Below are 26,380 nucleotides of genomic sequence, written 5' to 3' on the forward strand. Positions count from 1 at the left end.
GAAATCAGTCGAAGAAGGCGAGGACCTCGCGCAGGTTCGTGGCCGTGCGCGTGGGCGGGGTGCCCAGTTCCTCGAAGGGCTGGTTCTGGCGGTTCACCCACAGCGTGCGGTAGCCGAACCAGGTCGCGCCCAGCGCGTCCCAGGCGTTGCTGCTGACGAACACGATCTGCTGGCGCGTCAGGCCGGTCACCTTCTCGCCCTGCGCATACGCGTCCGGGTGCGTCTTGTACTTGCGCACGCCGTCCACGCTGATCACGTGGTCCAGCAGGCCTTCCAGCCCGGCGCTGCGCACGGCGATGCCCAGCATCTGCGGTTCGCCGTTGCTCAGGATGCCGGTGACGATGCCGCGGCTTTTGAGGGCCTGCAGCACCTCGCGGTTCTCCGGGAAGGCGCTCAGGTGACGGTATTGGTTCATCAGCTGCGTGGCCTTGGCCTCGTAGGCCGCCCAGTCGCTGCGGGCGGCCGGTTCGATCAGCTTGATGGCGTAGGTCAGGGCGGCCTGGGTCAGTTCCCAGAACGGGCGGTAGTGGGGCTGATGGGGCGCGCCCTGGTCGCTGGTGGTCACCAGCCGGGTGTATTCGATCTGCTTGTCGCGCCACACGGTGGCCAGCCGGGCGCCCTGGCCTGGGAACAGCTGCTGGGCGAGCAGGCCCACGCTGTACACGTCGAACAGCGTGCCATAGGCGTCGAACAGGACCGCGCGGGGTTTTTCCATCCCGTCACTTTATTCGATACTTGTCTCTGGATTAATTGCCTGAGATTTGATTTATCTGTGACAAAAATGTGGGCAATCAACTGGAGGCGGCCTCTCGCACCAGGTGGTCCCGCAGCAGGCGGGCGGCCGGGCCCAGGTCGGATTCGTCCCGGTAGCAGATCGCGAAGCGGCGTTCGGCCCAGTCCTCGTCCAGCGGCACCACGGCCAGGTCCAGACTGTCGACCCGGGGCAGGGCCACCGCCACCGGCATCACGCTGACCGCCAGCCGGGTGGCCACCACGCGCAGCGCGGCCTCGAAGTCGGTCACGATCATGCGGTAGCGCAGCGTGTGGCCCAGCTCGGTCGCGGCGCGCAGCATCAGCGCCTGCACCGCGCTGTCCACCGGCAGGCCGACGAAGGGGTTGTCCAGCGCCTGCGCCAGCCGCACCCGCGCCCGTCCGGCCAGCGCATGGCCCCGGGGCAGCACCAGCCCCAGCCGGTCGCTGCGGTAGGGCGCGTGCGCCAGGCCGCGCAGGTCGGCGCCGTGCGGGCTGTGCCAGCAGATGCCCAGCGAGGCCACGCCGTCGCGGATGCCCTGCACCACCTGCGCGCCCGACCGCGACGCCAGCTCCACCTGGATGCCTTCGTGGCCCGGCTGGGCCAGGAAGCCGGCCACATCGCCCGGCAGTGGCGCCGCCATCACCGACGCGGTGGCCAGCAGGCGCACCTGGCCGCGCACGCCGGCCGCGAAGGCTGCCATGTCGCGTTCGATGCGCTGGGCGCCCAGCAGCAGTTCGCGCGCGTGTTCGCGCAGGCTCTCGCCGGCGGGCGTGGGCTCGACGCCGTGGCGGCGCCGGGTCAGCAGCGACGTGCCGATCTGCGCTTCCAGCTGGGCCAGGCGCTTGCTGACCGCGCTGGCCGTCAGGTGGGCTTCGGCGGCGGCGCGGACGATGTTGCGGTGGTCGCAGACGGCCACGAACAGCCGCAAATTGGTGAGATCCAGGTCGCGCATGGGTCGAGAATTTCCATATTGGAAAACCAAAGGCGAAAAAATACCTCTTTGCACTGTTTTGGTAAAGCCTAAACTGCCAATCACCGAGCCCGACACCCAGGCGCCCAGAACGGAGACTTGCATGAACCAGACCGCCGGGGACGCCGCTGCCCCCACCCGCCCGCTGCCACTGACCGGCCTGCGCGTCGTTGAATTCACCCACATGGTCATGGGCCCCACCTGCGGCATGGTGCTGGCCGACATGGGGGCCGAGACCATCAAGGTCGAACCCATCGACGGCGACCGCACGCGCCACCTGCTCGGCTCGGGCGCGGGCTTCTTCCCGCTCTTCAACCGCAACAAGAAGAGCATCGCCATCGACCTGCGCCAGGCCGAGGGCGCCGAGGTGGCGCGCCGCCTGGCCGCCAGCGCCGACGTGGTGGCCGAGAACTTCAAGCCCGGCACCATGGTCAAGTACGGGCTGGACTACGCGGCCCTCTCGCAGGTCAACCCGCGCTGCATCTACATCAGCCTCAAGGGCTTTCTGCCCGGCCCCTACGACCACCGTACCGCGCTGGACGAAGTGGTGCAGATGATGGGCGGCCTGGCCTACATGACCGGCCGGCCCGGCGACCCGCTGCGCGCGGGCACCAGCGTCAACGACATCATGGGCGGTATGTTCGGCGCCATCGGGGCCCTGGGCGCGCTGATCCAGCGCGGCATCACCGGCAAAGGCCAGGAGGTGCAGAGCGCGCTGTTCGAGAACAACGTGTTCCTGGTCGGCCAGCACATGCTGCAGTACGCCATCACCGGCAAGCCGGCGGCGCCCATGCCCGAGCGCATCTCAGCCTGGGCGGTGTACGACGTGTTCACCGTGAAAGACGACGAGCAGATCTTCCTGGCGGCGGTGAGCGACGCGCAGTGGGTGACCTTCTGCGATGCGCTGGGCTTTGCCGACCTCAAGGCCGACCCGCGGTACCCCGACAACAACGCCCGCGTGAAGCTGCGTTCGCAGCTGCTGCCCATCCTGCGCGAGCGCCTGGCCACCTGGCGCGCGGCCGATCTGGCGGCCCTGTTCGAGAAGGTGGGCCTGCCCTTCGCCCCGATCCGCAAACCGGAGGAGCTGTACGCCGACGAGCACCTGCTGGCCACCGGCGGCCTGGCCGACATCACCCTGCCCGACGGCGAGCGCGCCGGCCAGACCGTCAAGACCACGCTGTTCCCGTTCACCCTCGACGGCCAGCGCCCCGGCGTGCGGCTGGACCCGCCGACCATGGGCGCACACACCACCGAGCTGCTGCACGGTCTGGGCTACGCGGCGTCCGACATCGAACGCCTGCGCCAGCAGGCAGTGGTCGCGTGAGGCCGGCATGAGCACACCCGACGTTCACATCAGCGAGGTGGGGCCGCGCGATGGCCTGCAGTCCGTCAAGGCCACCATGCCGACGGCGGACAAGTGCCGCTGGATCGACGCGCTGGCCGCGGCCGGCCTGCGCGAAATCGAAGTGGGTTCTTTCGTGCCCGCCAGGCTGCTGCCGCAGATGGCCGACGTGGCCGAGGTGGTGCGCCACGCCGTCACCTTGCCGGGTCTGACGGTGATGGCCCTGGTGCCCAACCGGCGCGGCGCCGAGGCCGCGCTGGCCGCCGGCGTGCACAAGCTCACGCTGCCGGTCTCGGCCAGCGAGGCGCATTCGCTGGCCAATGTGCGCAAGACGCGCGAGCAGATGGTGGCGGAGCTGCGCGAGGTGGTGGCGCTGCGGCGCGAGCTCGCGCCGCAGGTGCCGGTGGAGGTGGGGCTGTCCACGGCGTTCGGCTGCACCCTGCAGGGTGCGGTGCCCGAAGACGAGGTGATCGCTCTGGCCGTGGCCTGCGTGGACGCGGGCGTGGACGAGGTGGGCCTGTCCGACACCACCGGCATGGCGAATCCTGCACAAGTCAGGCGCCTGTTCACCCGGCTGCGCGCCGAACTGGGCGACAAGGCCGGCGCAGCCCACATGCACAACACGCGCGGCCTGGGTCTGGCCAACTGCCTGGCGGCGTACGACGTGGGCGTGCGCGCCTTCGACAGCTCGCTCGGCGGTCTGGGCGGCTGCCCCTATGCGCCGGGCGCCAGCGGCAACGTGGTGACCGAAGACCTGGTGTTCATGTTCGAGGCCATGGGCGTGTCCACGGGTGTGGACATCGGCCAGCTCATCGCCGCGCGCGAACCGCTCCAGACCGGTCTGCCCGGCGAGCCGGTGTACGGCATGACGCCCGAGGCCGGGTTGCCCAAGGGGTGGCCCCTCTGATTCGTGCGCAAAGTGGCGATCTGGATCAAGACGTGGAGCGCGAGCTGTCTTAGACTGCTCGTGATGGGCGCATCGGGCGTCCATGTTCATCCATTCCTGAGGAGGAAACCCATGAAGAAGTTGTGGACCTGGGGGGCGGCCCTGATCGCCGCCGTGACGCTGGCGGCTTGCGGGGGGGGCGGCGACAGCAATGGCTACGGCTCCATCGCTGTCAGTGCGTCGACCAACCGGGTGGGCATTGCTTCCGAAGCCTTGACCCAGTCGATCGCCAACGACGCAGCGCGCGACGAGTGCGATGCCGGCGATTGCCAGGTGGTGTTGCAGTTCGAGGAGTGCGGTGCCATTGCCCAGGGACAGACGGCATCCGGTGCCTGGGTCTGGGGTGTGGGCGCCGGGGGCTCGGCCTTCGATGCGCAGACCACGGCGAACAACGCCTGTGCGGCCAAGGGCGGACAGGCTTGCACCGAGATTCCCAACCTGCCTGCCCAGTGCAACTGATCGTTCCGGCGTAACACCCAGGTAAAAAATCTGTCCGGAAGTCCCGTTGATTGCCTCCTTTTGATGGGGTAATCTGCGGGCCCATGGACAAGCTCAAGCAGCTCGAAACCTTCGTCTCGGTGGCCACGCGCGGCAGCCTGACGGCCGCCGCCAAGGCCGAGGGCGTGGCGCCGGCCATCATCGGCCGGCGGCTGGATGCGCTGGAATCCCGCCTGGGCGTCAAGCTCATGGTGCGCACCACGCGCCGCATCACGCTGACCCACGAAGGCAGCGCCTTCATCGAGGACTGCCAGCGCCTGCTGACCGATCTGGCCAACGCCGAGGCCAGCGTCAGTGCGGGCGGCGTCAAGGCCAGCGGCCATTTGCGCATCACGGCCCCTGCCGGTTTCGGGCGCCGCCACGTGGCGCCGCTGGTGCCGCGTTTTCGCGAACTGCATCCCGAGGTCACGATCTCGCTCAACCTCAGCGACCGGGTGGTCGACCTCGCGGGCGAGGGCTACGACTGCGCGGTGCGGGTCGGCGACCTGCCGGACTCGTCCCTGGTGAGCGTGCGGCTGGCGGACAACCGCCGCATGTGCGTGGCCACGCCCGACTACCTGCGGCGGCACGGCCGCCCCGCCCACCCGGCCGACCTGGCACGCTTCGACTGCCTGACCCTGTCGTCCGACGCGTCCCAGACCCGGGGCTGGGCCTTTCGCATGCCGCCCGGCGAAGGCGCTTCCGAAGGAGCCGAGGCCGAGATCGTGCACCTGCGCCCCGGTGGGCCGCTGGACTGTTCGGACGGGCAGGTGCTGCGCGAGTGGTGCCTGGCCGGTTACGGCATTGCCTGGCGCAGCACCTGGGAGGTGGAGGCCGACATCGCGGCAGGCCGGCTCGAAACCGTGCTGGACGAGTACGCCGCGCCGCCCAACGGCATCTACGCGCTGTTCCCTCAGCGCAAGCACCTGGCGCTGCGGGTGCGGCTGTGGATCGACTTCCTCAAGCACCACTATGCGCAGGCCGACTTCTGGGCCGGCGGTACATTGGCGGCTGCGACGGGGCCGGCGGGTCGGCCCTTCCCCATTTCTCAACCAACAGGGTGAATCCATGAACAGGATCGGCAAGGGAGTGATGGCCACGGTGGCAGCCGCCGCTGCGGCGGTGTTGTTGGCGGCTTGCGGGGGCGGCGACGACGCCTCGCTGCCCAGCGCGGAGTCCATGTGCGGCAGCATGGGCCTGCAACCCAAGGTGCTCAACGGCGCCAACTGCGGGACTCCGGAGCGCTCGTCGGTCATCCTGCTCAACGTGTCCACCAGCTCGGGCACAGCGGTGTGCTCCGGCACGCTGATCACCCCTACCAAGATCCTCACGGCGGCGCACTGCCTGCCGGGTGGCACACGGCGCGTGCTGGCAGGGCTCTGGCGCGGGGACGGCACCGTGGTCGGCGTGCCCGCCAGCCGCTGGGCCGTGCACCCGCAGTACCAGCGCAGCACCAATGCGCTGCTCAACGATGCGGCGGTGATCGTGCTGCAGCAGGCATTGCCCAACCCGACCATGCCGGTGCTGGTGAGCCAGCCGTCCTCGCCCGGCCAGCCGATCTACGTGGCCGGCTGGGGCGCGCCCGGCTTCGACCTGGCGGTCGGCTTTGCCACGCTGACCACGGTCAACGAAACCAGCATCGGCTACACCTACTCGGGTGAGCTGAGCAACACCTGCAGCGGCGATTCGGGTGGTCCGGCCTACCGCACGGTGGGTGGTCAGCCGGCGCTGATCGGCATCACGTCCTCGGGCACGGTGGTCGACTGCGGCAAGGGCGACGGTTCGCTGTTCACCAACGCCCAGGGGCCGTCGGTGATCAACTTCATCCGCGCCCAGGCGCCCGAAGCGGCCTACCTCTGAGATTGCGCCAGCGGCCCGCAGAGGTCGCTGCGCCGGTCCTGCAGCTGCGCCGCGGGAGTGGCGGTCCGCGCCGAGGTTTGCAGGGCGGCCCTCAGCAGGGTTTCTCCTGCGCCGGTCCGAGCCAGAGCGCTCCCGTCCGGCGCGTTCACCTGGCTCAGGCCGTTGTAGTGCAGCCCGCCTTCCCGGCCACAGGCGTTGGCGTAGGCCAGGAACAGGCGGTTCTCCAGCGCCCGCGCGGGCAGCAGGACGCGCTGCACCTCGTCGAACGGCACCATGTTGGCCGTCGGCACCAGCACCGCGTCGGCACCCTGGAGTGCCAGCAGGCGCACGGTTTCCGGGAACTCCACGTCGTAGCAGATCAGCAGGCCCATGCGCCAGCCGCGCCACTCGAAGGCCTGCGACGCCGCACCGCCCGGGCTGAACTGCGCGCGGTCGAGGTCGCCGAACAGGTGGGTCTTGCGGTAGTTCATGAGCCGCGCGCCGTCGGGCGCGATGGCCTGCGCAGCGTTGAAGGGTCGGCCTTCTGTGTTCTGTTCCGGGTAGCCGTACACGACGCCCATGCCGTGGCGCTGCGCGATGGCGCTCACCGCCTGCGCCAGCGGCCCATCGGCCGGTTCGGCCAGCGACGCGACGCGTTCGGCGCCGATGGCATAGCCGGTCATGAACATCTCCGGCGTGATGAGCAGCTCGGCGCCTTGCGCGCGCGCCTGCGCGCAGGCCGTGCCCAGCCGCTGCAGCGCCTCGGCGGTGCTGGCCGGGTGCGGGGTCTGCCAGAGGGCGATGTGCAGGTCGTTCACGCTGTCATTCTGGCAAGGCCACAGGACCCAGTGTGGGAAACAGCTCACCCGGCCCGGGGTTGTCGGCGGGACACTGCCCGCCCAGTTGGTGGACGATGCCCCAGACCGCGTTCAGCGAGGTCTGCACCGCGCCTTCGACCCAGGCGGGCGTGAACGAGATGTCGTCGCCGGCCAGGAAGATGCCACGCTCGGCCGCCGGCAGGCTGTCCTGCATGAAGTGGCCGTACATGCGCTGGTTGTAGCGGTAGTGACCGGGCAGGGCGCCCTTGAAGGCGCCCAGGAAGTAGGGGTCCGCCTCCCACGAGATCGTGATCGGGTCGCCGACGATGTGGCCGGCGATGTCCACCGTGGGGTAGATCTTGCGCAGCGCGTCCAGCGCCAGCTGCACACGTTTGGCGGGCGGGTGCGGCAGCATCTTGAGCGCGTCGCTCATCCACGCGTAGCTCAGGCACATCACCGCGGGTTTGTCCGGCCCGTTGTCGAACAGGTAGGTGCCGCGCGTGAGCCGGTCGGTCAGCGTCATGCTCATCGTGTCGCGACCGGTGGCAGGCTGAACGTCCTTCCAGAACGGGCGGTCCACCATCACGAAGGTCTTGCTCGACTGCATGTAGCGCGTGCGGTCCAGCGCCATCCACAGCTTCTGCGAGAACAGCGACTCTTCGACCGCGATCTGCGTGGTCAGCAGCCAGCTCTGGCAGGTCACCAGCACGGCGGGGTACTCGCGTTCGGTGCCCCAGCTGTCGGTGACGGCCAGTTGTCCCGAGGGGGCACGCCGGATGGCGGTGACGCCCGGCCGCGTGGCGCCGCCGTGCAGGCGGGCGAGCGAGGTGCCGGCCGGCCAGTGGGTGATCTGTTCGGGCGCGTGTTGCCACAGCCCCAGTGGCACCTGCTGCACCCCGCCCACGATCAGGTGCTGGTCCTCGTCGCAGCCGGTCAGCACCACGCGCAGGATTTCCAGCATGGTGTTGGGAAAGTCCGAGTCCCAGCCACCGGTGCCGAAGCCCACCTGGCCGAACACCTCGCGGTGGCGGAACGACAGCTTCGAAAACGCCTTCGACTGCGCCACGAAGTCGTAGAAGGTGCGGTCGTCCCACAGCGGCACCAGCGCGTCCCACAGCGCCTTGAGCCTGGGCACGTCGCGCTGGCGCAGCGCCTGCTGCAGGTCGCCGAAGCCCAGCTCGTCCAGCGCCGCGGCCCAGGCGTCGGCCACCTCGCGGAACAGCGGCGGCAGGTCGGCCAGTGTGCGGGCGTAGTGGGTCTGGCCTTCCAGGTCGACCACTGTGCTGCCGGCTGCGGGCGTGAGCGGGTTGGGGAAGGGCTTCGACTCCAGCCCCAGCAGGTTCACGTAGTGGAAGAAGGCGGTGGACGAGGCCGGGAAGCGCATGCCGCCCAGCTCGGCCACCACGCCCTGGCCGCCCTCGAAGGGCTGCGAGCGCAGGCGCCCGCCCATGCGCGAGGCCTCGTAGATGACGGGCTTGAGGCCGAGCTTCATCAGCTCGTAGGCCGCGGTCATGCCGGCCATGCCGGCGCCGACGATGGCGACCTCGGTGCCGCGCGCGCTGGCCGGCAGCGTGGCCAGGCCCTGCGGGTGGGTCAGCCAGTCGTCGTAGGCGAATGGAAAGTCCGGGCCGAAGGTGGTGACCGGGGCATTGGCGGGACGGGTGGCGCTCATGGGGGCTCCTTGGGCTTCAGAACAATCCGGCGACCAGCCAGGCGGCGGTGCCCCACATCATCAGCGCGACCACACCGTCCAGCACGCGCCAGATGTGCAGCGAGTTCAGCCGGCGGCCGAGCCAGAACGCCGCGGCGCCCAGCACCAGGAACCACACCACCGAGCCGGTGGCGGCGCCCAGGCCGAAGGCCTTGCTGCCCGGGCCATAGGCCAGCGAGGCGGTGCCGATCAGCACGGCGGTGTCCAGCCAGGCGTGCGGGTTGAGCCAGGAGAAGGCCAGGGCCGACAGGATGGCCTGGCGCTGGCTGATCGGGGCGGGCGCCTGCTGGCTCGTTGCTTGGGCGGTGGCCAGCGGGGCGGCCGCCTGCGGCCTGAGGAAGCGCTGGAACGCCTGCCAGCCGTACACGCCCAGGAACAGCACGCCGGCGCCGATGAGCGCGCCCAGCAGCTTGTCAGAGAGGCCACCGAGCTGGGCCAGGCCGAACACACCGAGCGAGATGAGCACGATGTCGGCCAGCGCGCAGACGGCGACGGTGAGCCAGAGGTGCTGGCGCTGCAGGCCCATGCGCAGCACGTGCGCGTTCTGCGGGCCGATGGCCATGATGAGCGACATGCTGAGCACCATGCCGGCGGTGAAGGTGGGGAATGCGAGGGTCATGGGGCAGGAGTCTGCCGCCGCCGCTGGTTTTGTTAAACCATTTCAACTCGAAATCTAGTTTGTTAAAAAGGAATCAACCAATTCGATGGGTTGCTCAAGCCGCGGTGCGCGTGTTCGAGGGGGATTCCCCGAACAGCGCCTTGTAGTCGTGGCTGAAATGGCCCATGTGCCAGAAGCCCCAGCGCGCCGCCACGTCGCCGATGGTCTGGTCGGCGTCCGCGTCGCGCAGCTCGCGCCGCACCGCGTTCAGCCGCACCAGGCGAAGGTAGCTGGCGGGGCTGATGCCCAGGCTGTCCTGGAAGCAGTTCTGCAGTGTGCGGCGGGTGATGTGCAGCGCCTCGCACAGGCGTTCCACGCCCAGGTACTCCTGCGGCTGTTCGGTCACCAGTTCGCGCACGCGGCGCACCACGTCCTGCCGGCGCTGCTGGCGCGGCGTGACCGCGTCGGCCTGGCCGTTCGGCATGAGCGTGTCGCCCAGCACCGAGAACAGCGCCTCGCGCAGGCTGCGGCGGCTGGCCTCGTGGTGCAGCACGCCGGGGTCGGCCTCCAGGCCGCGCAGCACCTCGCGCATCAGCCCGACCAGGCGAAAGCGCAGGGTGGGTGTCAGGGTCTGCACCCGCACCCCCGGCCCGCGCACCGGGGCCGCATCGGCCTGGTCGCGGGTGCGCACATGGGCCTGCAGCTCGGCCGGGTCGAACACCAGGCCGTAGAGGCCGTGGCCTGCCGGCACCTGCAGGTCGAAGGCCTCGCTGCCGTCGGAAATCATCAGTTCGTGCCCGCCCACCGGCCGCCCCATGAAGCGCAGGCCCTCGGGGCGCTCGGGCACCGACAGACCCAGCCAGACACCGCCGCGCCAGGGCCGGCAGTGCTGGCTGGTGGCGCAGTTGGCCACCTCCTCGAAGGCCTGCAGCGGGCCATCGAACAGCTCGCGCACCTGGCCCTGGAACACGCCGGGCGAGGTCTGCACGTAGTCCTGGTCCCAGGCGTCGAGGTTGCGGGCGTGCACGTCCACCTCGCGCGTGCGTTTGACGCGGAAGGCGGTCGGCGGGGTGGGGCTGGCGACGGGCATGGCGGGCTCCTTCGGCGCACGCGGCGCCGGGGTGCAGCGGGAGTATCAAGTTCCGTGCCACGCCCGGCCTGCTGGAAAACCCGGAGGTGTGGCCGTCCGGGCTATCCCGTTTCGGAAAAAGTGCGCCACGGCGGGGCGTGTTTCCGATCCGGGATAGGGCGCCGCGGGCCGGCGAACCACACTTCGCGCCAGGCCGCCCGAGCCGTTCGGGCTTTTCATCCACACACAAGAGAACGTCCCATGTCCACCGCATCCACTCAGGTCAGCCGGGAACTCAAGCCCGTGCTGGGCACCTTTTCCCTCTGGGGCATCGCCGTCGGTCTGGTCATTTCCGGTGAGTACTTTGGCTGGAGCTACGGCTGGGCCAGTGCCGGCACCCTGGGCTTCCTGCTGGCCACGCTGTTCGTGGCGCTGATGTACACCACCTTCATCTTCAGCTTCACCGAGCTGTCCACCTCCATCCCGCACGCGGGTGGCCCCTTCGCCTACGCGCGCCGGGCCTTCGGACCCACCGGCGGCTTCATCGCCGGCTTCGCCACCCTGGTGGAGTTCGTGTTCGCGCCGCCGGCCATCTCGCTGGCCATCGGCGCGTACCTGAACGTGCAGTACCCGGCGCTGGACCCGAAGTGGGCGGCGGTCGGCGCCTACGTGATCTTCATCGGCCTCAACGCAGTGGGCGTGGGCATCGCGGCGGCGTTCGAGCTGTTCGTCACCATCCTGGCGGTGATCGAGCTGCTGGTGTTCGCCGGCGTCGTCGCCCCGGGCTGGTCGCTGGCCAATTTCACCGCCAACGGCTGGGCCGGCTCGGCCGAGTTCAGCGCAGCGACCTGGGCCGGCATCTTCGCCTCCATCCCGTTCGCGATCTGGTTCTTCCTGGCCATCGAAGGCGCGGCCATGGCCGCCGAAGAAGCCAAGGACCCCAAGCGCACCATCCCCATCGCCTACATCACCGGCATCCTGACCCTGGTGGCGCTGGCCTTCCTGGTCATGGTCATGGCCGGCGGCGTGGGCGACTGGTCCAAGCTGTCCAACATCAACGACCCGCTGCCCCAGGCCATGAAGATGGTGGTGGGCGAGTCCAGCGGCTGGCTGCACATGCTGGTGTGGATCGGCCTGTTCGGCCTGGTCGCCTCGTTCCACGGCATCGTGCTGGGCTACTCGCGCCAGATGTTCGCGCTGGCCCGCGCCGGTTACCTGCCGGCCTGGTTCGCCAAGGTCCACCCGCGCTTCCGCACCCCGGTGAATGCGCTGGTCGGCGGTGGCATCGTGGGCATCGCGGCCGTGTTCAGCGACCAGTGGGTCACCATCGGCGGCCTGCCGCTGACGGCCAACATCGTCACCATGGCGGTGCTGGGCGCGCTGGTGATGTACATCATGTCCATGGCCTCGCTGTTCAAGCTGCGCGCCACCGAGCCGAAGCTGGACCGCCCCTTCCGTGCGCCGCTGTACCCGCTGTTCCCGGCCATCGCCATCGTCTGTGGCCTGGTCTGCCTGGCCGCGGTGGTGTACTTCAACCAGTTGCTGTCGCTGATCTTCCTGGGCTTCATGGCGGTCTGCTACCTCTACTTCCGCCTGACCTCGGCGCAGCGCGACGCCGCGCCGCACGACGCGATGCTGGCCGCTGCGGCAGAATGAAATCCACCGTTTGATCCGACCCCCACCGAGGAGCCGCTGACGTGAACTTGAGCGCGACGCTGGGACACCAGACCTTTCGCTTCGGCAGCCTGCGCGAGGTGATGGCCAAGGCCACGCCGCTGCGCTCGGGCGACGCCCTGGCGGGGCTGGCCGCCACCACCGAACAGGAGCGGGTGGCCGCGCGCTGGGTGCTGGCCGAGGTGCCGCTGCAGCGCTTCCTCGACGAGGCGCTGATTCCCTACGAGAGCGACGAGGTCACGCGGCTGATCATCGACGGCCACGATCAAGACGCCTTCGCGCCGGTCAGCGGGCTGACCGTGGGCGGTTTCCGCGACTGGCTGCTGAGTGATGCGGCCACGCCCGCGGTGCTGGAACGACTCTCGCCCGGCCTCACGCCCGAGATGGTGGCCGCGGTCAGCAAGATCATGCGCAACCAGGACCTGATGCTGGTGGCGCGCAAATGCGAGGTGGTCACGCGCTTTCGCAACACGGTGGGCCTGCGCGGCCACCTGAGCGTTCGGCTGCAGCCCAACCACCCGACCGACGACCCGGCCGGCATCGTCGCCAGCCTGATCGACGGCCTGTTGCATGGCGCGGGCGACGCGGTGATCGGCGTCAACCCGGTGTCCGACAGCGTGCCCGACCTGGTGCGCCTCAACCACGTGCTGGCCGAGGTCATCGAGCGCGGCGCCGTGCCCACGCAGAGCTGCGTGCTCACCCACGTCACCAACACGATGCAGGCCATGCAGCTCGGCGCGCCGGTGGACCTGGTGTTCCAGTCCATCGCCGGCACCGAGGCGGCCAACCGCTCCTTCGGCATCACGCTGGCACTGCTGGACGAGGCGCACGCCGCGGCGCTTGAACTCAAGCGCGGCACGGTGGGCGACAACGTGATGTATTTCGAGACCGGGCAGGGCAGCGCGCTCTCGGCCAACGCCCACCACGGCGTGGACCAGCAGACCTGCGAGGCGCGTGCCTACGCGGTGGCGCGGCGCTACCGGCCCATGCTGGTCAACACCGTGGTCGGCTTCATCGGCCCGGAATACCTCTACGACGGCAAGCAGATCATCCGCGCCGGCCTGGAAGACCACTTCTGCGGCAAGCTGCTGGGCCTGCCCATGGGCTGCGACATCTGCTACACCAACCACGCCGAGGCCGACCAGGACGACATGGACAACCTCATGGTGCTGCTGGCCAGCGCGGGGCTGAACTTCCTGATCGGCGTGCCCGGCGCCGACGACGTGATGCTCAACTACCAGAGCACCTCGTTTCACGATGCGCTGGTGCTGCGCGACCTGCTGGGCCTGAAGCGCGCACCCGAGTTCGAGGCCTGGCTGCAGCGCGTGGGCGTGACCGGCGCCGACGGCCGCCTGCTGCCCGCCTCGGCGCAGCTGCCGCTGTCTCAGCGCCTGTGGACCCTGCCGGAGCCCGCATGACGAAGGACCTCTCGCCTGTGCCGGACGAACCGCACCACACCATCGAGGTCAGCGCCGACCCCTGGGCCCACCTCAGACGTTTCACGCCCGCGCGCATCGCCCTCGGGCGCGCCGGCGCCAGCTTGCCCACGCGCGAGGTGCTGGACTTCACCCTCGCTCATGCGCAGGCGCGCGACGCCATCCACCTGCCGCTGGACATGGACCTGCTGGCCGGACAGCTGCAGGCCGACGGCTGGCCCGCGCCGCTGCGGCTGCGCAGCCGGGCCCACGACCGCCACGAGTACCTGCTGCGCCCCGACCTGGGGCGCCGGCTGGATGAGGCCAGCGTCGCCGCGCTGCAGGCTTGGCGCGCCGACAACCCCGTGCCCGACCTGGCCCTGGTGGTGGGCGACGGCCTGTCGGCCCTGGGCATCCAGCGCCACACCGTGGCCCTGTTCGGTGCCATCCGCGAGGCGCTGGGCGGGGCCTTCGTGCAGAGCCCGCCGGTGCTGGTAGGCCAGGCCCGGGTGGCGGTGGCCGACGAGGTGGGCGAGCTGCTGGGTGCCCGCATGGTGGCCATGGTGGTGGGCGAGCGCCCCGGGCTGAGTTCGCCCGACAGCGTGGGCATCTACCTCACGCACGCGCCGCGCGTCGGCCGCACCGACGCCGAACGCAACTGCATCTCCAACGTGCGCCCGGCCGGCCAGGACCCGGTGACCGCCGCGCGGCGCCTGGCCTGGCTGGTGCACGAAGGCCTGCGCCTGGGCCTGACCGGCGTCGGCCTCAAGGACCACAGCGGCCTGCCCATGGTGGCGGCCACTTCCACGCAAGGGCTGTCTGGTTAAACTGGGCTGAACCGTTTCTGGTTCGTTCAAGTTTCAATCAGACATGCTGGACGCCCGCCAACTCGAAGCCCTGGCCGCCGTGGTCGAGCACCGCGGCTTCGGCCCGGCTGCCCAGGCCCTGAACCTCACGCTGGCGGCGGTGTCGCTGCGCATCAAGTCGCTCGAAGAACACCTGGGTCAGCGCCTGCTGGTGCGCGGCAAGGCGGTGCGCGCCACGGCCGCCGGCCAGGCCCTGCTGGCCCATGTGAAGCAGCTGCAGATGATGGAGGCCGACCTGCTGGCGGGGCTCCAGGGCGGGGCCGAGTCGCGGGCCGGTGCGGCCTGGCAGAGCCTGAGCGTGGCGACCAACGCCGACTCCGTGGCCAGCTGGTTCCTGCCCGGCGTGGCGCCGGTGCTGCAGAAACACCGGCTGCTGCTGGACGTGATGATCGACGACCAGGACCACACCCACGACCTGCTGCGCAGCGGCGACGTGATCGGCTGCGTCACCACCCTGGCCGAACCCATGCGCGGCTGCGTGGCCGAGCCGCTGGGCGTGATGCGCTACCGCTGTGTGGCGGCGCCCGAGGTGGTGCAGCGCTGCCGCACACCGCGCGGGGCGGTGTCGCCCCACCGGTTGCTGGCCCAGCCGGCGGTGATCTTCAATCGCAAGGACGCGCTGCAGGACGCCTTCCTGCTGCAGCACTTCGGCCTGAGGCAGCCCAGCTACCCGCGCCACTACGCGCCGGCGGTGGACGCCTTCGAGCGGGCGATCGAACTGGGGCTGGGCTGGGGCATGGTGCCCGAACAGAACCTGCCCGGGCGGCCGGGCCTGCAGGAAGTGCTGCCCGGCGCCACGGTGGACGTGACCCTGTACTGGCAGCACTGGGCGCGCGAGCCGCTGTCGGCGCAGCGGCTGACGCAGGCGGTCAAAGCGGCTGCGCATGCCGCCCTGCCGCCCGTGGCGGGCTGATCAGCCCTTCAGGCACTCGCTCATGAACTTCTTGCGCACATCGCCCTTGAGCGCCTTCTTGCCGGCCTCCTCGTTGCAGGTCTTCATCTTGTTCTGCTGGCTGTTGCCGGCCTCTTCCTCGCCGCTCAGGCACTTGCTCATGAAGGCCTTGCGCTCGTCGCCCTTGAGCGTCTTGGCTTTCGGGTCGGCATTGCAGGTCTTCATGCGGTTCTGCTGGGCGGTCGGCTTCTTGTCGGCCGCAGGGGCCGCCGCCGGTGCCGCGGCGGGAGCGGGTGCCGCAGCGGCGGCGGGTGCGGCCGCAGGAGCCGCCGTCTGGGCGAGGGCCAGGGAGAGGGTTCCGGTCAGGGCGAGCAGGGTCAGCAGTTGTTTCATGTGGTGCCTTGTGGGGTGAAGCGCCCGAAACGGGCCCGGAAACGATACCCGCGTTTGTCTTAAGGCTGTCTGACAGCCGGGGGCAGGGCTTTCCCGAACCTAAAATCCCGTCCCTATGCTCAAGATCAAACAGGAACTGCTGGCCGGCCTCGCGCAGGCGCTGGACCAGCTCTCGCCCGGTGCCGGCGACAAGGCCGCCTTCGAATCGCCCAAGGTCGCCGCCCATGGCGACTACGCCGTCACGGCCGCCATGCAGCTGGCCAAACCGCTGAAAGCCAACCCGCGCCAGCTGGGCGAGCAGCTCAAGGCCGCGCTGATGGCGCTGCCCGTCTACCAGCAGTGGGTGGCCGACATCGAGATCGCCGGGCCCGGCTTCCTGAACCTGCGGCTCAAGCCCGCGGCCAAGCAGGCCATCGTGACCGAGGTGCTGCAGGCCGGCGAGGCCTTCGGCGTCCAGCCGTCCAACGGCCAGCGCCTGATGGTGGAGTTCGTCTCGGCCAACCCCACCGGCCCGCTGCACGTGGGCCACGGCCGCCAGGCCGCGCTGGGCGACGCGATCTGCAGCCTGTATGAAACCCAGGGCTGGGACGTGTACCGCGAGTTCTATTACAACGACGCGGGCGTGCAGATCGGGACGCTGGCCACCAGCACGCAGCTGCGCATCAAGGGCTTCAAGCCCGGTGATGCCGAATGGCCCGAGGCCGCCTACAACGGCGACTACATCCAGGACATCGCCAACGACTACCTGGCGAAGACGACGGTGCATTCCGACGACCGCGAATTCACCGCCAGCGGCGACCCCGAGGCGCTGGACGACATCCGCCTGTTCGCCGTGGCCTACCTGCGCCACGAGCAGGACCTGGACCTCAAGGCCTTCGCGGTGAAGTTCGACAACTACTACCTCGAATCCAGCCTCTACACCAGTGGCCGCGTGGACGCGACGGTGCAGAAGCTGCGCGAGGCCGGCAAGACCTACGAGCAGGACGGCGCGCTGTGGCTCAAGTCCACCGAGTACGGCGACGACAAGGACCGCGTCATGCGCAAGGGCGACGGTTCGTACACCTACTTCGTGCCCGACGTGGCCTACCACATCGCCAAGTGGGAGCGCGGCTTCACCAAGGTCATCAACATCCAGGGCACCGACCACCATGGGACGATTGCGCGCGTGCGCGCCGGCCTGCAGGCCGCGGGCGTGGGCATCCCCCAGGGCTACCCGGACTACGTGCTGCACACCATGGTGCGCGTGGTGCGCAACGGCGAAGAGGTCAAGATCAGCAAGCGCGCTGGCAGCTATGTGACCCTGCGCGACCTGATCGAGTGGACCAGCAAGGACGCGGTGCGCTTCTTCCTGCTCAGCCGCAAGCCCGACACCGAATACACCTTCGATGTCGACCTGGCGGTGCAGAAGAACAACGACAACCCGGTCTACTACGTGCAGTACGCCCACGCGCGCATCTGCTCGGTGCTGGCGGCCTGGGGCGGTGACGTGGATTCGCTCGCCGGCGCCGACCTGTCGCCCCTGGATACGCCGGCCGCGCAGTCGCTGATGCTGCTGCTGGCCAAGTACCCGGCCATGCTGACCGCGGCAGCCGAGGGCTTTGCGCCGCACGACGTGACCTTCTACCTGCGCGAGCTGGCCGCGGCCTACCACAGCTACTACGACGCCGAGCGCATCCTGGTGGACGACGAAGCGGTCAAACGCGCCCGTCTGGCGCTGGTCCGGGCAACGGCACAGGTGTTGCACAATGGCCTGGCCGTGCTGGGCGTGAGCGCCCCGCAGAAGATGTGAACCTCCCACCTCCCATGAACATTTCATTCCCGCAGGCCCGCGCTCAGCGTGGTGGCACCCTGGTCGGCTTCGTGGTTGGCCTGCTCGTCGGCCTGGGCCTGGCGCTCTCGGTGGCTGTGTATGTGACGCGCGTGCCGGTGCCCTTCGTGGACCGCGGTGTCACCCGCAAGCCGGCCGACGATGCGGCCGAGGCCGAACGCAACAAGGGCTGGAACCCGAACGCCGGGTTGGTGAACAAGCCGCCGCCGCTGCCGGCTCCAGTCGAAACGACCCCGCCGGCCGCCGGCGACGCGGCACCGAAGGACGCCTCAGCGGCGGAGCCCGACAAGGCGCCGGCCGCCAAAGCCGCTGACGCGGCCACCAAGCCGGACAGCGATCCGCTGGGCGACCTCATGAGGGCCAAGGCCGGAGGGGCGTCGGAGCCCGCGGCTGCGCAGGGGGCCGACCCCTTCTCCTACTTCGTGCAGGCGGGGGCATTCAAGTCTCCCGAAGAGGCGCAGGCGCAGAAAGCACGGCTGGCCATGCTGGGCATGGACGCCACCATCACCGAACGCGAGCAGGCGGGGCGCACCGTGTTCCGTGTCCGCATGGGACCATTTGGCCAGAAGGCCATGGCCGAGGCCACGCGCGAACAGCTGGAGGTGAACGGGGTGGAAGCGGCGCTGGTGCGGGTGCAGCGCTGATTGCACGGTACCGAGGAACTTTTCGCTGTCCCGGGAGCCTGATTCAGGTCATTTCAAGGAGTCCGATTCCATGCATCGTCGAGATTTTTCGCGCAGCCTCCTGGTGGCTGGTGCCGCCACCGCCAGCGGGCTGACCCTGTCGCCGGCCCTGGCCCAGCGCGTGGCCTTCAAGGAAGGCACCGATTTCCAGCGGCTGGCCAAGCCGGCGCCGACCGAGAGCCCGGCGGGGCAGGTCGAGGTGGTCGAGTTCTTCGCGTACAGCTGCATCCACTGCTACAACTTTGAACCGGTCTTTCATGAGTGGATCAAGCGCAAACCGGCCCATGTGACGGTGCGCCGCATGCCGGTGGCCTTCAACCAGAACTTCGTGCCGATGCAGCGCCTGTACTTCACGCTGGAGGCCTTGAACCTGGTGGACACGCTGCACGTCAAGGTGTTCAAGGCGATCCACGAAGAGCGCCAGCCGCTGACGACCGCGCCCGCCATCACCGCCTGGATCGAAAAACAGGGTGTCAACCGCGAGCAGTTTCTGGGCATCTTCAATGGCCAGGCTGCCAAGCTGGCGGAGAAGGCCGTTGGTCTGCAGGACGCCTACCAGGTGGAAGGCACGCCCGCCCTGGGCATCGCCGGCAAGTTCTATGTGGGCGGACAAGGGCCGCGCACCCTGCTGGTGGCGGACTCGCTGATTGCCGAGGCCCGCAAAGGCTGACCGGTTTCTGACCCTCTTCCCTTCGGAGCCCGCCCTGTGCGGGCTTCCTGGTTTCATGGCGGGCACAATGTGCCGGCGCAGCGGCGAAACGCTCTGGGCGCCGCTACAATGAATGCAAGATCTGTGCCCTCAAACGCCATGCACCCACACGCACCAACCCCCCGTTCCATCGCCCGGATGTTGGCCGTCATTGGCCTGATGCTGCCCCTGCTGGCGCTGGCCGAAAAGGCCGACAAGGACAAGCCCATGAACGTGGAGGCCGATGCGCTGCGCTACGAAGAGACACGCCAGACCAGCGTGTTCACAGGCAACGTGGTGATCACCAAGGGCACCATCCTGATGCGCGGTGCCAAGCTGGACGTGCGCCAGGACCCGCAAGGCAATCAGTACGGTCTGCTGCTGGGCACCCCCGAAAAGGCCGGTTTCTTCCGCCAGAAGCGGGAAGGCGTGGACGAATGGATCGAGGGCGAGGGTGATCGCATCGAATACGACAGCAAGGCGCAGACGGTGCTGTTCACCGGTCGCGCGGTGCTGCGCCGCTACCGCGGCACCCTGCTCAACGACCAGAGCGTGGGCAGCGAGATCCTCTACAACAGCCTGACCGAGGTGTTCACGGTCAAGGGTGGGGACACCAGCAAGACCGCTGCCAACCCCACCGGCCGCGTGCGCGCCATGCTCACGCCGATCCCGGAAGAGGAGAAGAACGGCCCCGCCGCCCCGGCGACCGATCCGGCCACGCTGCGTCCCAGCGGCAAGATCACCGAGCCCAAGAAGTGACGGAGACCGTCGCCAGCGCCAGTCCGTCGGGCGGCATGCCGTCGCACAGCCGTCTGGAGGTCCGGGGACTCAAGAAGTCCTATGGCAGCCGCAAGGTGGTCAAGGACGTGTCCCTGTCGGTGGACAAGGGCGAGGTGGTGGGACTGCTGGGTCCCAACGGCGCCGGCAAGACCACGTCGTTCTACATGATCGTCGGCCTGCTGCGGGCCGATGGTGGCGAGATCCTGCTGGACGGTCACCGCATCGAGTCCCTGCCCATCCACCGCCGTGCCCGGCTGGGGCTGGGCTACCTGCCGCAGGAAGCCTCGATCTTCCGCAAGCTCACGGTGGCGCAGAACGTGCGCGCCGTGCTGGAGCTGCAGCAGGACGCGAACGGCCAGCCGCTGTCCGCGCGCGAGATCGATGCCCGGCTGGACGAGCTGCTCAAGGAGCTGCGCGTCGACCACCTGCGCGATTCGCCCGCGCCCGCCCTCTCGGGCGGTGAGCGCCGTCGCGTGGAGATCGCCCGCGCGCTGGCCACCCGGCCGCGGTTCATCCTGCTGGACGAGCCCTTCGCCGGCATCGACCCGATCGCGGTGCTGGAGATCCAGCACATCATCAGTTTCCTCAAGTCGCGCGGCATCGGTGTGCTGATCACCGACCACAACGTGCGCGAAACCCTGGGCATCTGCGACCACGCCTACATCATCAGCGACGGTCATGTGCTGGCCAGCGGTACCACCGCCGAGATCATCGAAAACGCCGAGGTGCGCCGCGTCTACCTGGGCGAGAACTTCCGCATGTGACGGAATGAGCCGATGAAGCAAGGTCTGTCGCTGCGGGTGTCGCAGCACCTCGCGCTCACGCCGCAACTGCAGCAGTCGATCCGCCTGTTGCAGCTGTCCACGTTGGAGATGGCTCAGGAAGTCGAGCAGATGCTCGACGAGAACCCGTTCCTGGAACGGGGCGAGGAAGTGGCCGATCGCGAAGATTTCGGCGTGCAGACCGCGGACGCACCGGTGGTCGCCGGCGAGCAGCTGGAAGAAGCGGCGCAGCCGGTGGTCGAGCTGCGCAGCGCCGAACCGGACACCCGCACCACCCAGGCCGACAGCGCAGACAGCGCCAGCGACGAGGTCGAGAGTCGGCTGGACGGCGCCGCGCCGGTCGAAGAAAGCTGGGAAGGCGACGGCACCGTCGAGATGGCGCCCGACGACAGCGAATGGGGCGGCGATGCACCCGCGCGCAACAGCGGTTCCGGCGGTGACGACGACGACACCGCCACGGCCGCCGACCTGGCCCGTGTGCCGGTTAGCCTTCAGGACCAGCTGCACGAGCAGGCGCGCTGCCTGCGCCTGTCGGACGAGGACAGCGCGGCGCTGTACTTCCTGATCGAGTCGCTCAACGACGACGGGTATCTGGAGGACAGCCTGCACGAGCTGGCGCGCGCCTGCTGGCGCCTGACCGCGGGCCGGCCGGCCGACGAAGAGCCGCGCTTCGACGAAGTCGAGGCCATTGAGCAGCGCCTGGGCATGGCCCTGCAGTGGCTGCAGCAGATGGAGCCCACGGGCGTGGGCGCGCGCGACCTGGGCGAGTGCCTGCGGCTGCAGATCATGGAGCTGCGCAACACGCCCTCCGCCCGCGCGGCGCTGGCGATCTGCGAGCAGCCGCTGGAGCTGATGGCCAAGCGCGACATCAAGCGCCTGTGTGCGGCCACCGGGCACGACGACGAGACCGTGCGCGCCGCGCTGGCGCTGATCGCCCGCCTGGAGCCCAAGCCGGGCCGGCGCTTCGTCGACGTCGAGCGCAACGTGGTGGTGCCCGACGTGATCGTCACCCGCGCCGGTCGCGGTTTCAAGGTCTCGCTCAACGCCGAGGTGATGCCGCGCCTGCGCGTGCACGACGTCTATGCCAACGCCCTGCGGGGGCGGCGCGAGGCCGGCGGCGAAGCGGGCCACGCGGCCATGCAGCAGCGGCTGCAGGAAGCGCGCTGGTTCATCAAGAACATCCAGCAGCGCTTCGACACCATCCTGCGCGTCTCCAGCGCCATCGTCGAGCGCCAGCGCAACTTCTTCATGCACGGCGAACTGGCCATGCGCCCGCTGGTGCTGCGCGAGATCGCCGACGAGCTGGGCCTGCACGAGTCGACCATCAGCCGCGTGACCACGGCCAAGTACATGGCCACGCCGTTCGGCACCTACGAGCTCAAGTACTTTTTCGGCTCCAGCCTGGGAACCGAGACCGGCGGCAATGCGTCGAGCACGGCGGTGCGCGCCCTGCTCAAGCAGTTCATCGCGTCCGAAGAGCCGACCAAGCCGCTGTCCGACAACCAGCTCTCGGACCTGCTCAAGGAGCAGGGCATCGAGTGCGCGCGCCGCACGGTCGCGAAATACCGCGAGGCGCTGCGCATCGCGCCGGCGAACCTGAGAAAAGCGCTTTGAACCAATTGAATCTTTTCCTCCCCTGCGCCGCCGGCGTGGAGGACTACCTCGCCGCCGAAGTCACGCGCATCACGGGCGAGACCGCGGTGCAGAAGTCGCGCGCCGGTGTGGCGCTGCTGGCGTCCTGGCGCGACGCGCTCAAGCTCAACCTGCACTGCCGGCTCGCGCAGCGCGTGCTGGTGCAGCTCTGGCACGGTGGCTACCGCAGCGAGAACGACCTGTACGCGGCCGCCAGCGAGGTCGCCTGGGAAATCTGGTTCACGCCGCAGCAGACGATCAAGGTCGAGGTCACGGCGCAGCACAGCCCGCTCAAGAGCCTGAACTTCGCGGCGCTCAAGATCAAGGACGCAGTCTGCGACCGCTTCCGCGACAAGCGCGGCGAGCGCCCCAGCGTCAACACCACCTGGCCCGACGTGCGGCTCTACGCCCACCTGACCACCGACACGGTGAGCCTCTACATCGACACCTCGGGCGAGCCGCTGTTCAAGCGCGGCTGGCGCGAGGACAAGGGCGACGCGCCGCTGAAGGAAACGCTGGCCGCGGCCATGATCGCCGCCACCGGCTGGAACGGTGCCGAAGCCGAATCGCTGGACGACATCGTGCCGCTGTACGACCCCTGCTGCGGCAGCGGCACGGTGGCGATCGAGGCGGCACAGATCGCGCTGCGGGTCGCTCCCGGTCTGCAGCGCCGCTTCGCGTTCGAGAAGCTGCTGCCGTTCCAGCCACACGTCTGGCACGCCCTCAAGGACGAGGCCGCGAAGCAGCGCCGCGAGTGGCCGGCCGGGCGCAAGCCCATCGTGTTCGGCAGTGACGTGGCCTTCCGCATGGTCGACTTCGCGCAGCGCAACGCCGAACGCGCGGGTGTGGCCTTCGCGATGGAGCTGCGTGGCGGTGACGCGCTGCAGCGCATGCCGCCGACCGACAAGCCCGGCGTGATGCTGCTGAACCCGCCCTATGGCGAGCGCATTGCGGCTGCCGGGGTGGCAGGGCAGAGCGCCCAGGTGCGGGCGGCCGAACGCGGTGCGCGTGCGCCCCGCACCTTCACCGTGGGTGCCAAGGCCGCTCCCGAGCCCGGCTTAGGCCGCGAGAGCGCCCAGATGGCCGATGGCAGCGACGGCAGCGATTTCTTCGCACAGCTGGCCACGCACTGGAAGAGCCACTACGCCGGCTGGAGCGCTTGGTTGCTCACGCCCGACCTCAAGCTGCCCGGCAAGATGCGTTTCAAGGAGTCGCGCCGCGTGCCGCTGTGGAACGGTCCCATCGAGTGCCGGCTGTTCCGCTTCGACCTCACCGCACGGCGCGCGCCGGCCGAGCCATCGGCATGACCGCCTCGACGACGGTGCTGGTGCTCGACACCAACGTCGTGCTCGACCTGTTCGTCTACGAAGATCCCGCCACGGTGCCGCTGCGCGAGCGGCTGGCCGACGCGCAGACGCGCTGGCTGGCGACGCCGGTGATGCGCGAGGAACTGCGGCGCGTGCTGGACTACCCGCAGGTGCTCAAGCGCCTGGCGTCCCGCGCCCTGACCGCCGAGGGGGTGCTGGCGGCGTTCGACGCGCGCGCGCAGATCGTGGACCTGGCGCCCAAGGCGCCCTACACCTGCAAGGACGGCGACGACCAGCAGTTCATCGACCTCGCCGTGCAACACCGCGCCACGCTGCTGAGCAAGGACAAGGCGGTGCTGTGCATGCGCAAGCGGCTGGCGACGCTGGGTGTGGCGGTCGGCCGGCAGTGGCCGGCGTGCACACCGGGCGCCTGACCCTCAGACCTGCGCGAACTGTTCGGCGCTGGCGCTGGGCCAGTAGGTGGTGAACACCGGGTGCAGGCTGTGGATGTCGCCCAGCAGCGCGCCGGGCGCCACGGTCGGCAGCAGGTTGGACAGCAGCCGGACCTCGTTCTCGTTGACGCGGCGCACGATGTGCTGGGCGCTGATCTCGCCGGGGTGCTGGAGCCCGGCGGCCTGCACCAGCTCCTGCAGGGCCTTGAGGGTGTTCTGGTGGAAGTTGAAGACCCGCGTGGCCTTGTCGGGCACCACCAGGGCCTGCTGGCGCATCGGATCCTGCGTGCTGACGCCGGTCGGGCACTGTCCGGTGTGGCAGCTCTGGGCCTGGATGCAGCCCAGCGCGAACATGAAGCCGCGTGCGCTGTTGCACCAGTCCGCGCCGATGGCCATGGCGCGCGCGATGTCGAAGGCGCTGACGATCTTGCCGGAGGCGCCGATCTTGATGCGGTCGCGCAGGTTCACGCCCACCAGGGTGTTGTGCACCAGGCGCAGGCCCTCCTGCAGCGGCGCGCCCACGTGGTCGGTGAACTCCAGCGGGGCGGCGCCGGTGCCGCCCTCGGCGCCATCGACCACGATGAAGTCGGGCGTGAGGCCAGTTTCCAGCATCGCCTTGACGATGGCAAACCACTCCCAGGGGTGGCCGATGCAGAGCTTGAAGCCGGTGGGCTTGCCGCCCGAGAGCTCGCGCAGGTGGGCGATGAAGCGCAGCATCTCGATGGGCGTGGAGAACGCGCTGTGCGCCGCCGGCGAGATGCAGTCCTGGCCCACCGGCACCCCGCGCGCGGCCGCGATCTCGGGCGTCACCTTGGTGCCGGGCAGCACACCGCCGTGACCCGGCTTGGCGCCCTGGCTGAGCTTGAGCTCGATCATCTTCACCTGCGGGTCCAGCGCGTTGGCCTTGAACCGGTCGTCGTTGAAGCGGCCCTGTTCGTCGCGGCAGCCGAAGTAGCCGGAGCCGATTTCCCAGACCAGGTCGCCGCCGTGCAGCCGGTGCCAGCTGCTGATGGAGCCTTCGCCGGTGTCGTGGGCAAAGCGCCCCTGCTGCGCGCCGCTGTTGAGCGCCTGAATGGCGTTGGCCGAGAGCGCGCCGAAGCTCATGGCCGAGATGTTGAACACGCTCGCTTCGTAGGGCTGGGCGCAGGCCGGGCCGCCGATGGTGATGCGGAAATCGTGCGAGTCCAGGTGGGTCGGCGCCAGCGAGTGGTTCAGCCACTCGTGGCCATCGGCCTTGACATCGAGCTGGGTGCCGAAGGGCCGCTTGTCGGTTTCGCCCTTGGCGCGCGCGTAGGCCAGGCTGCGCTGGCTGCGCGAGAACGGTGCGGCCTCGGTGTCGCCTTCGATGAAGTACTGGCGCATCTCGGGCCGGATTTTCTCCAGCATGAAGCGCAGGTGGCCGATGACGGGATAGTTGCGCAGCACCGCGCTCTTGGTCTGGCGCAGGTCCCGGTAGCCCAGGACCGAGAGGCCGGTGAACACCAGGAACCAGAAGCCGCCGATGCCGAAGCCGACCAGGGTGAACAGGCTCAGCAGGGCGCACACCACGCACAGCGCGAGGGCGGTGTACCGCACGGGATAGAGGGCGTTGAGGCGGTCGAGCATGTCGGGCATCCTGGGTGGCGCGGCTACACTGGCCCGCATCTTAAGACCCCACCCCGATCCGATGAGCTTTGACAACCTGCCCCCCATGGACAACGCCGAGTTTGATGCCCTGGAGGCGATCCTGGACGACCTTCGTGTCGGCGACGAGGAGGTGCCGCAATGGGAGTTCTGCGAAGGCGCGATCGCGGCCCTGCTGTGCACCCGCCGCCCGGTGAGCGCCGAAGAAGCCCTGCCCGTGGTGGTGGGCGTCGGCGAGGACGAGGGTGACCTGTCGTTCAAGGACGCCGAGCAGGCCACCCTGTTCAGGGACCTGTGGACGCGGCGCTGGAACGAGGTGGCGGCATCGCTCGCGGCCAAGGTCGAATCGCTCGACGACGAACGCGCCTACCACCCAGAGGTGATGGACGTGCGCGGCGCGGTGGCGATGTTGCCCGAGGCGGAGCGGGCCGAGATCGAGGGGCAGCCGCTGCCGGCCTTCGGCCAGGTCTGGGCGCTGGGCTTCATGTTCGTGGTCGAGAACTGGGAGGAGGAGTGGGCGCCGCCGCGCGACGCCGAGACCGCCGGCTGGATCGATGAGGCGCTCGACGCCATCGTGGTGCTGACCGAGGACGACACCGGCCAGCCCGCGTTCAACATGCACGCCGAAGAAGGGCCACCCAGCGTGAGCGAGTCGCGCGCCAATGCCTTCGGGTCGGCGATCTGGGCGGTCTACGACCTGCACCAGATCTGGCAGAGCCTGGGGCCGCGCGTGGACCCCGTGCGCAAGTCGGCCGAACCCGGCCGCAACGACCCATGCCCCTGTGGCAGCGGCAAGAAATTCAAGAAGTGCCACGGCGCCTGAGCGCCACCCGAAAGGGGC

General features: G+C 69.4%; 26 protein-coding genes. 18 read left to right on the forward strand and 8 right to left on the reverse strand.

The genetic code is table 11. The features are described 5' to 3' along the window. Nucleotides 1-4: 4 nt before the first annotated feature. Nucleotides 5-715: a haloacid dehalogenase type II gene (locus tag BC358_RS21455; RefSeq protein ID WP_079367399.1), complete on the reverse strand. Its 711-nt coding sequence runs from the start codon at nucleotides 713-715 to the stop codon at nucleotides 5-7. Between the two features lie 76 nt (nucleotides 716-791). Continuing rightward, the gene (locus tag BC358_RS21460) at nucleotides 792-1,706 is read right to left on the reverse strand and encodes a LysR family transcriptional regulator (RefSeq protein ID WP_079367400.1); all 915 of its coding nucleotides are present in this window, start codon (nucleotides 1,704-1,706) and stop codon (nucleotides 792-794) included. A gap of 121 nt (nucleotides 1,707-1,827) precedes the next feature. On the opposite strand from BC358_RS21460, the gene BC358_RS21465 reads away from it, so the two are divergent. From BC358_RS21465 to BC358_RS21485, 5 genes are all read left to right on the forward strand, one after another. Further along, nucleotides 1,828-3,048, forward strand: a complete 1,221-nt coding sequence (locus BC358_RS21465; RefSeq protein WP_079367401.1) for a CaiB/BaiF CoA-transferase family protein — start codon at nucleotides 1,828-1,830, stop codon at nucleotides 3,046-3,048. Between the two features lie 7 nt (nucleotides 3,049-3,055). Then, nucleotides 3,056-3,973, forward strand: coding sequence for a hydroxymethylglutaryl-CoA lyase (locus tag BC358_RS21470; RefSeq protein WP_066156770.1), 918 nt, complete (start codon nucleotides 3,056-3,058; stop codon nucleotides 3,971-3,973). A gap of 111 nt (nucleotides 3,974-4,084) precedes the next feature. Beyond that, entirely contained in the window at nucleotides 4,085-4,471 is a 387-nt protein-coding gene (locus tag BC358_RS21475; protein WP_179130121.1) for a DUF4189 domain-containing protein, read from the forward strand. Between the two features lie 83 nt (nucleotides 4,472-4,554). After that, nucleotides 4,555-5,553: a LysR family transcriptional regulator gene (locus BC358_RS21480; protein WP_079367403.1), complete on the forward strand. Its 999-nt coding sequence runs from the start codon at nucleotides 4,555-4,557 to the stop codon at nucleotides 5,551-5,553. A 4-nt stretch (nucleotides 5,554-5,557) separates the two neighbouring features. Then, nucleotides 5,558-6,349, forward strand: coding sequence for a trypsin-like serine protease (locus BC358_RS21485; RefSeq protein WP_179130122.1), 792 nt, complete (start codon nucleotides 5,558-5,560; stop codon nucleotides 6,347-6,349). On the opposite strand, the gene BC358_RS21490 is transcribed toward BC358_RS21485, so the two are convergent. The 4 genes from BC358_RS21490 to BC358_RS21505 form a co-directional block, all read right to left on the reverse strand. Next, nucleotides 6,340-7,146, reverse strand: coding sequence for a carbon-nitrogen hydrolase family protein (locus tag BC358_RS21490; protein WP_218016599.1), 807 nt, complete (start codon nucleotides 7,144-7,146; stop codon nucleotides 6,340-6,342). The two genes, BC358_RS21485 and BC358_RS21490, sit on opposite strands and share 10 nt — an antisense overlap. A gap of 4 nt (nucleotides 7,147-7,150) precedes the next feature. Next, a complete protein-coding gene (locus BC358_RS21495) occupies nucleotides 7,151-8,818 on the reverse strand; it encodes an NAD(P)/FAD-dependent oxidoreductase (protein WP_079367405.1) in 1,668 nt (555 codons plus the stop codon). 16 nt (nucleotides 8,819-8,834) lie between these two features. Continuing rightward, on the reverse strand, nucleotides 8,835-9,476 hold the full coding sequence (locus BC358_RS21500; RefSeq protein WP_079367406.1) for a LysE/ArgO family amino acid transporter: 642 nt from the start codon (nucleotides 9,474-9,476) through the stop codon (nucleotides 8,835-8,837). A gap of 94 nt (nucleotides 9,477-9,570) precedes the next feature. Further along, nucleotides 9,571-10,545 (reverse strand): helix-turn-helix domain-containing protein, encoded by a 975-nt coding sequence (locus BC358_RS21505; protein ID WP_079367407.1) that lies wholly within the window; start codon nucleotides 10,543-10,545, stop codon nucleotides 9,571-9,573. A gap of 240 nt (nucleotides 10,546-10,785) precedes the next feature. On the opposite strand from BC358_RS21505, the gene eat reads away from it, so the two are divergent. The 4 genes from eat to BC358_RS21525 all read left to right on the forward strand — a co-directional run bounded on the left by eat (nucleotide 10,786) and on the right by BC358_RS21525 (nucleotide 15,392). Beyond that, nucleotides 10,786-12,180: an ethanolamine permease gene (gene eat / locus BC358_RS21510; protein WP_079367408.1), complete on the forward strand. Its 1,395-nt coding sequence runs from the start codon at nucleotides 10,786-10,788 to the stop codon at nucleotides 12,178-12,180. A gap of 101 nt (nucleotides 12,181-12,281) precedes the next feature. Then, a complete protein-coding gene (locus BC358_RS21515; RefSeq protein ID WP_373270152.1) occupies nucleotides 12,282-13,616 on the forward strand; it encodes an ethanolamine ammonia-lyase subunit EutB in 1,335 nt (444 codons plus the stop codon). Beyond that, the gene (gene eutC, locus BC358_RS21520; RefSeq protein ID WP_079367410.1) at nucleotides 13,613-14,440 is read left to right on the forward strand and encodes an ethanolamine ammonia-lyase subunit EutC; all 828 of its coding nucleotides are present in this window, start codon (nucleotides 13,613-13,615) and stop codon (nucleotides 14,438-14,440) included. Before BC358_RS21515 ends, eutC begins: the two co-directional genes overlap by 4 nt. 43 nt (nucleotides 14,441-14,483) lie before the next feature. Next, on the forward strand, nucleotides 14,484-15,392 hold the full coding sequence (locus tag BC358_RS21525) for an HTH-type transcriptional regulator ArgP (protein WP_079367411.1): 909 nt from the start codon (nucleotides 14,484-14,486) through the stop codon (nucleotides 15,390-15,392). Here BC358_RS21525 and BC358_RS21530 read toward each other — a convergent pair whose 3' ends face one another. After that, nucleotides 15,393-15,764, reverse strand: a complete 372-nt coding sequence (locus tag BC358_RS21530; RefSeq protein ID WP_066156734.1) for a PsiF family protein — start codon at nucleotides 15,762-15,764, stop codon at nucleotides 15,393-15,395. 115 nt (nucleotides 15,765-15,879) lie between these two features. On the opposite strand from BC358_RS21530, the gene argS reads away from it, so the two are divergent. The 8 genes from argS to BC358_RS21570 all read left to right on the forward strand — a co-directional run bounded on the left by argS (nucleotide 15,880) and on the right by BC358_RS21570 (nucleotide 23,898). Continuing rightward, the gene (gene argS, locus BC358_RS21535; protein WP_079367412.1) at nucleotides 15,880-17,553 is read left to right on the forward strand and encodes an arginine--tRNA ligase; all 1,674 of its coding nucleotides are present in this window, start codon (nucleotides 15,880-15,882) and stop codon (nucleotides 17,551-17,553) included. Nucleotides 17,554-17,567: 14 nt separating this feature from the next. Next, nucleotides 17,568-18,236 (forward strand): SPOR domain-containing protein, encoded by a 669-nt coding sequence (locus BC358_RS21540; RefSeq protein WP_066156725.1) that lies wholly within the window; start codon nucleotides 17,568-17,570, stop codon nucleotides 18,234-18,236. Between the two features lie 70 nt (nucleotides 18,237-18,306). Continuing rightward, nucleotides 18,307-18,945 (forward strand): thiol:disulfide interchange protein DsbA/DsbL, encoded by a 639-nt coding sequence (locus tag BC358_RS21545; RefSeq protein ID WP_066156722.1) that lies wholly within the window; start codon nucleotides 18,307-18,309, stop codon nucleotides 18,943-18,945. Nucleotides 18,946-19,122: 177 nt separating this feature from the next. Next, a complete protein-coding gene (gene lptA / locus BC358_RS21550) occupies nucleotides 19,123-19,722 on the forward strand; it encodes a lipopolysaccharide transport periplasmic protein LptA (RefSeq protein WP_143434397.1) in 600 nt (199 codons plus the stop codon). Between the two features lie 35 nt (nucleotides 19,723-19,757). Further along, entirely contained in the window at nucleotides 19,758-20,507 is a 750-nt protein-coding gene (gene lptB / locus BC358_RS21555; RefSeq protein ID WP_066156716.1) for an LPS export ABC transporter ATP-binding protein, read from the forward strand. A 12-nt stretch (nucleotides 20,508-20,519) separates the two neighbouring features. After that, a complete protein-coding gene (locus BC358_RS21560; protein ID WP_079367414.1) occupies nucleotides 20,520-22,139 on the forward strand; it encodes an RNA polymerase factor sigma-54 in 1,620 nt (539 codons plus the stop codon). Continuing rightward, complete coding sequence (locus tag BC358_RS21565) at nucleotides 22,136-23,464, forward strand: class I SAM-dependent RNA methyltransferase (RefSeq protein ID WP_079367415.1); 1,329 nt, start codon at nucleotides 22,136-22,138, stop codon at nucleotides 23,462-23,464. Before BC358_RS21560 ends, BC358_RS21565 begins: the two co-directional genes overlap by 4 nt. Then, on the forward strand, nucleotides 23,461-23,898 hold the full coding sequence (locus BC358_RS21570) for a putative toxin-antitoxin system toxin component, PIN family (RefSeq protein ID WP_079367416.1): 438 nt from the start codon (nucleotides 23,461-23,463) through the stop codon (nucleotides 23,896-23,898). The genes BC358_RS21565 and BC358_RS21570 overlap by 4 nt, the downstream gene beginning before the upstream one ends. Before the next feature lie 3 nt (nucleotides 23,899-23,901). Here the strand turns inward: BC358_RS21570 and BC358_RS21575 are convergent, their stop codons facing one another. Next, nucleotides 23,902-25,521, reverse strand: a complete 1,620-nt coding sequence (locus tag BC358_RS21575; RefSeq protein WP_066157141.1) for an FMN-binding glutamate synthase family protein — start codon at nucleotides 25,519-25,521, stop codon at nucleotides 23,902-23,904. A gap of 61 nt (nucleotides 25,522-25,582) precedes the next feature. Between BC358_RS21575 and BC358_RS21580 the strand changes: the two genes are divergently transcribed. Beyond that, on the forward strand, nucleotides 25,583-26,362 hold the full coding sequence (locus tag BC358_RS21580) for a UPF0149 family protein (RefSeq protein WP_079367417.1): 780 nt from the start codon (nucleotides 25,583-25,585) through the stop codon (nucleotides 26,360-26,362). Nucleotides 26,363-26,380: the final 18 nt, after the last annotated feature.

It is taken from the genome of Hydrogenophaga sp. H7, from assembly GCF_002025745.1.
Classification (GTDB): Bacteria; Pseudomonadota; Gammaproteobacteria; order Burkholderiales; family Burkholderiaceae_C; genus Hydrogenophaga; species Hydrogenophaga pseudoflava.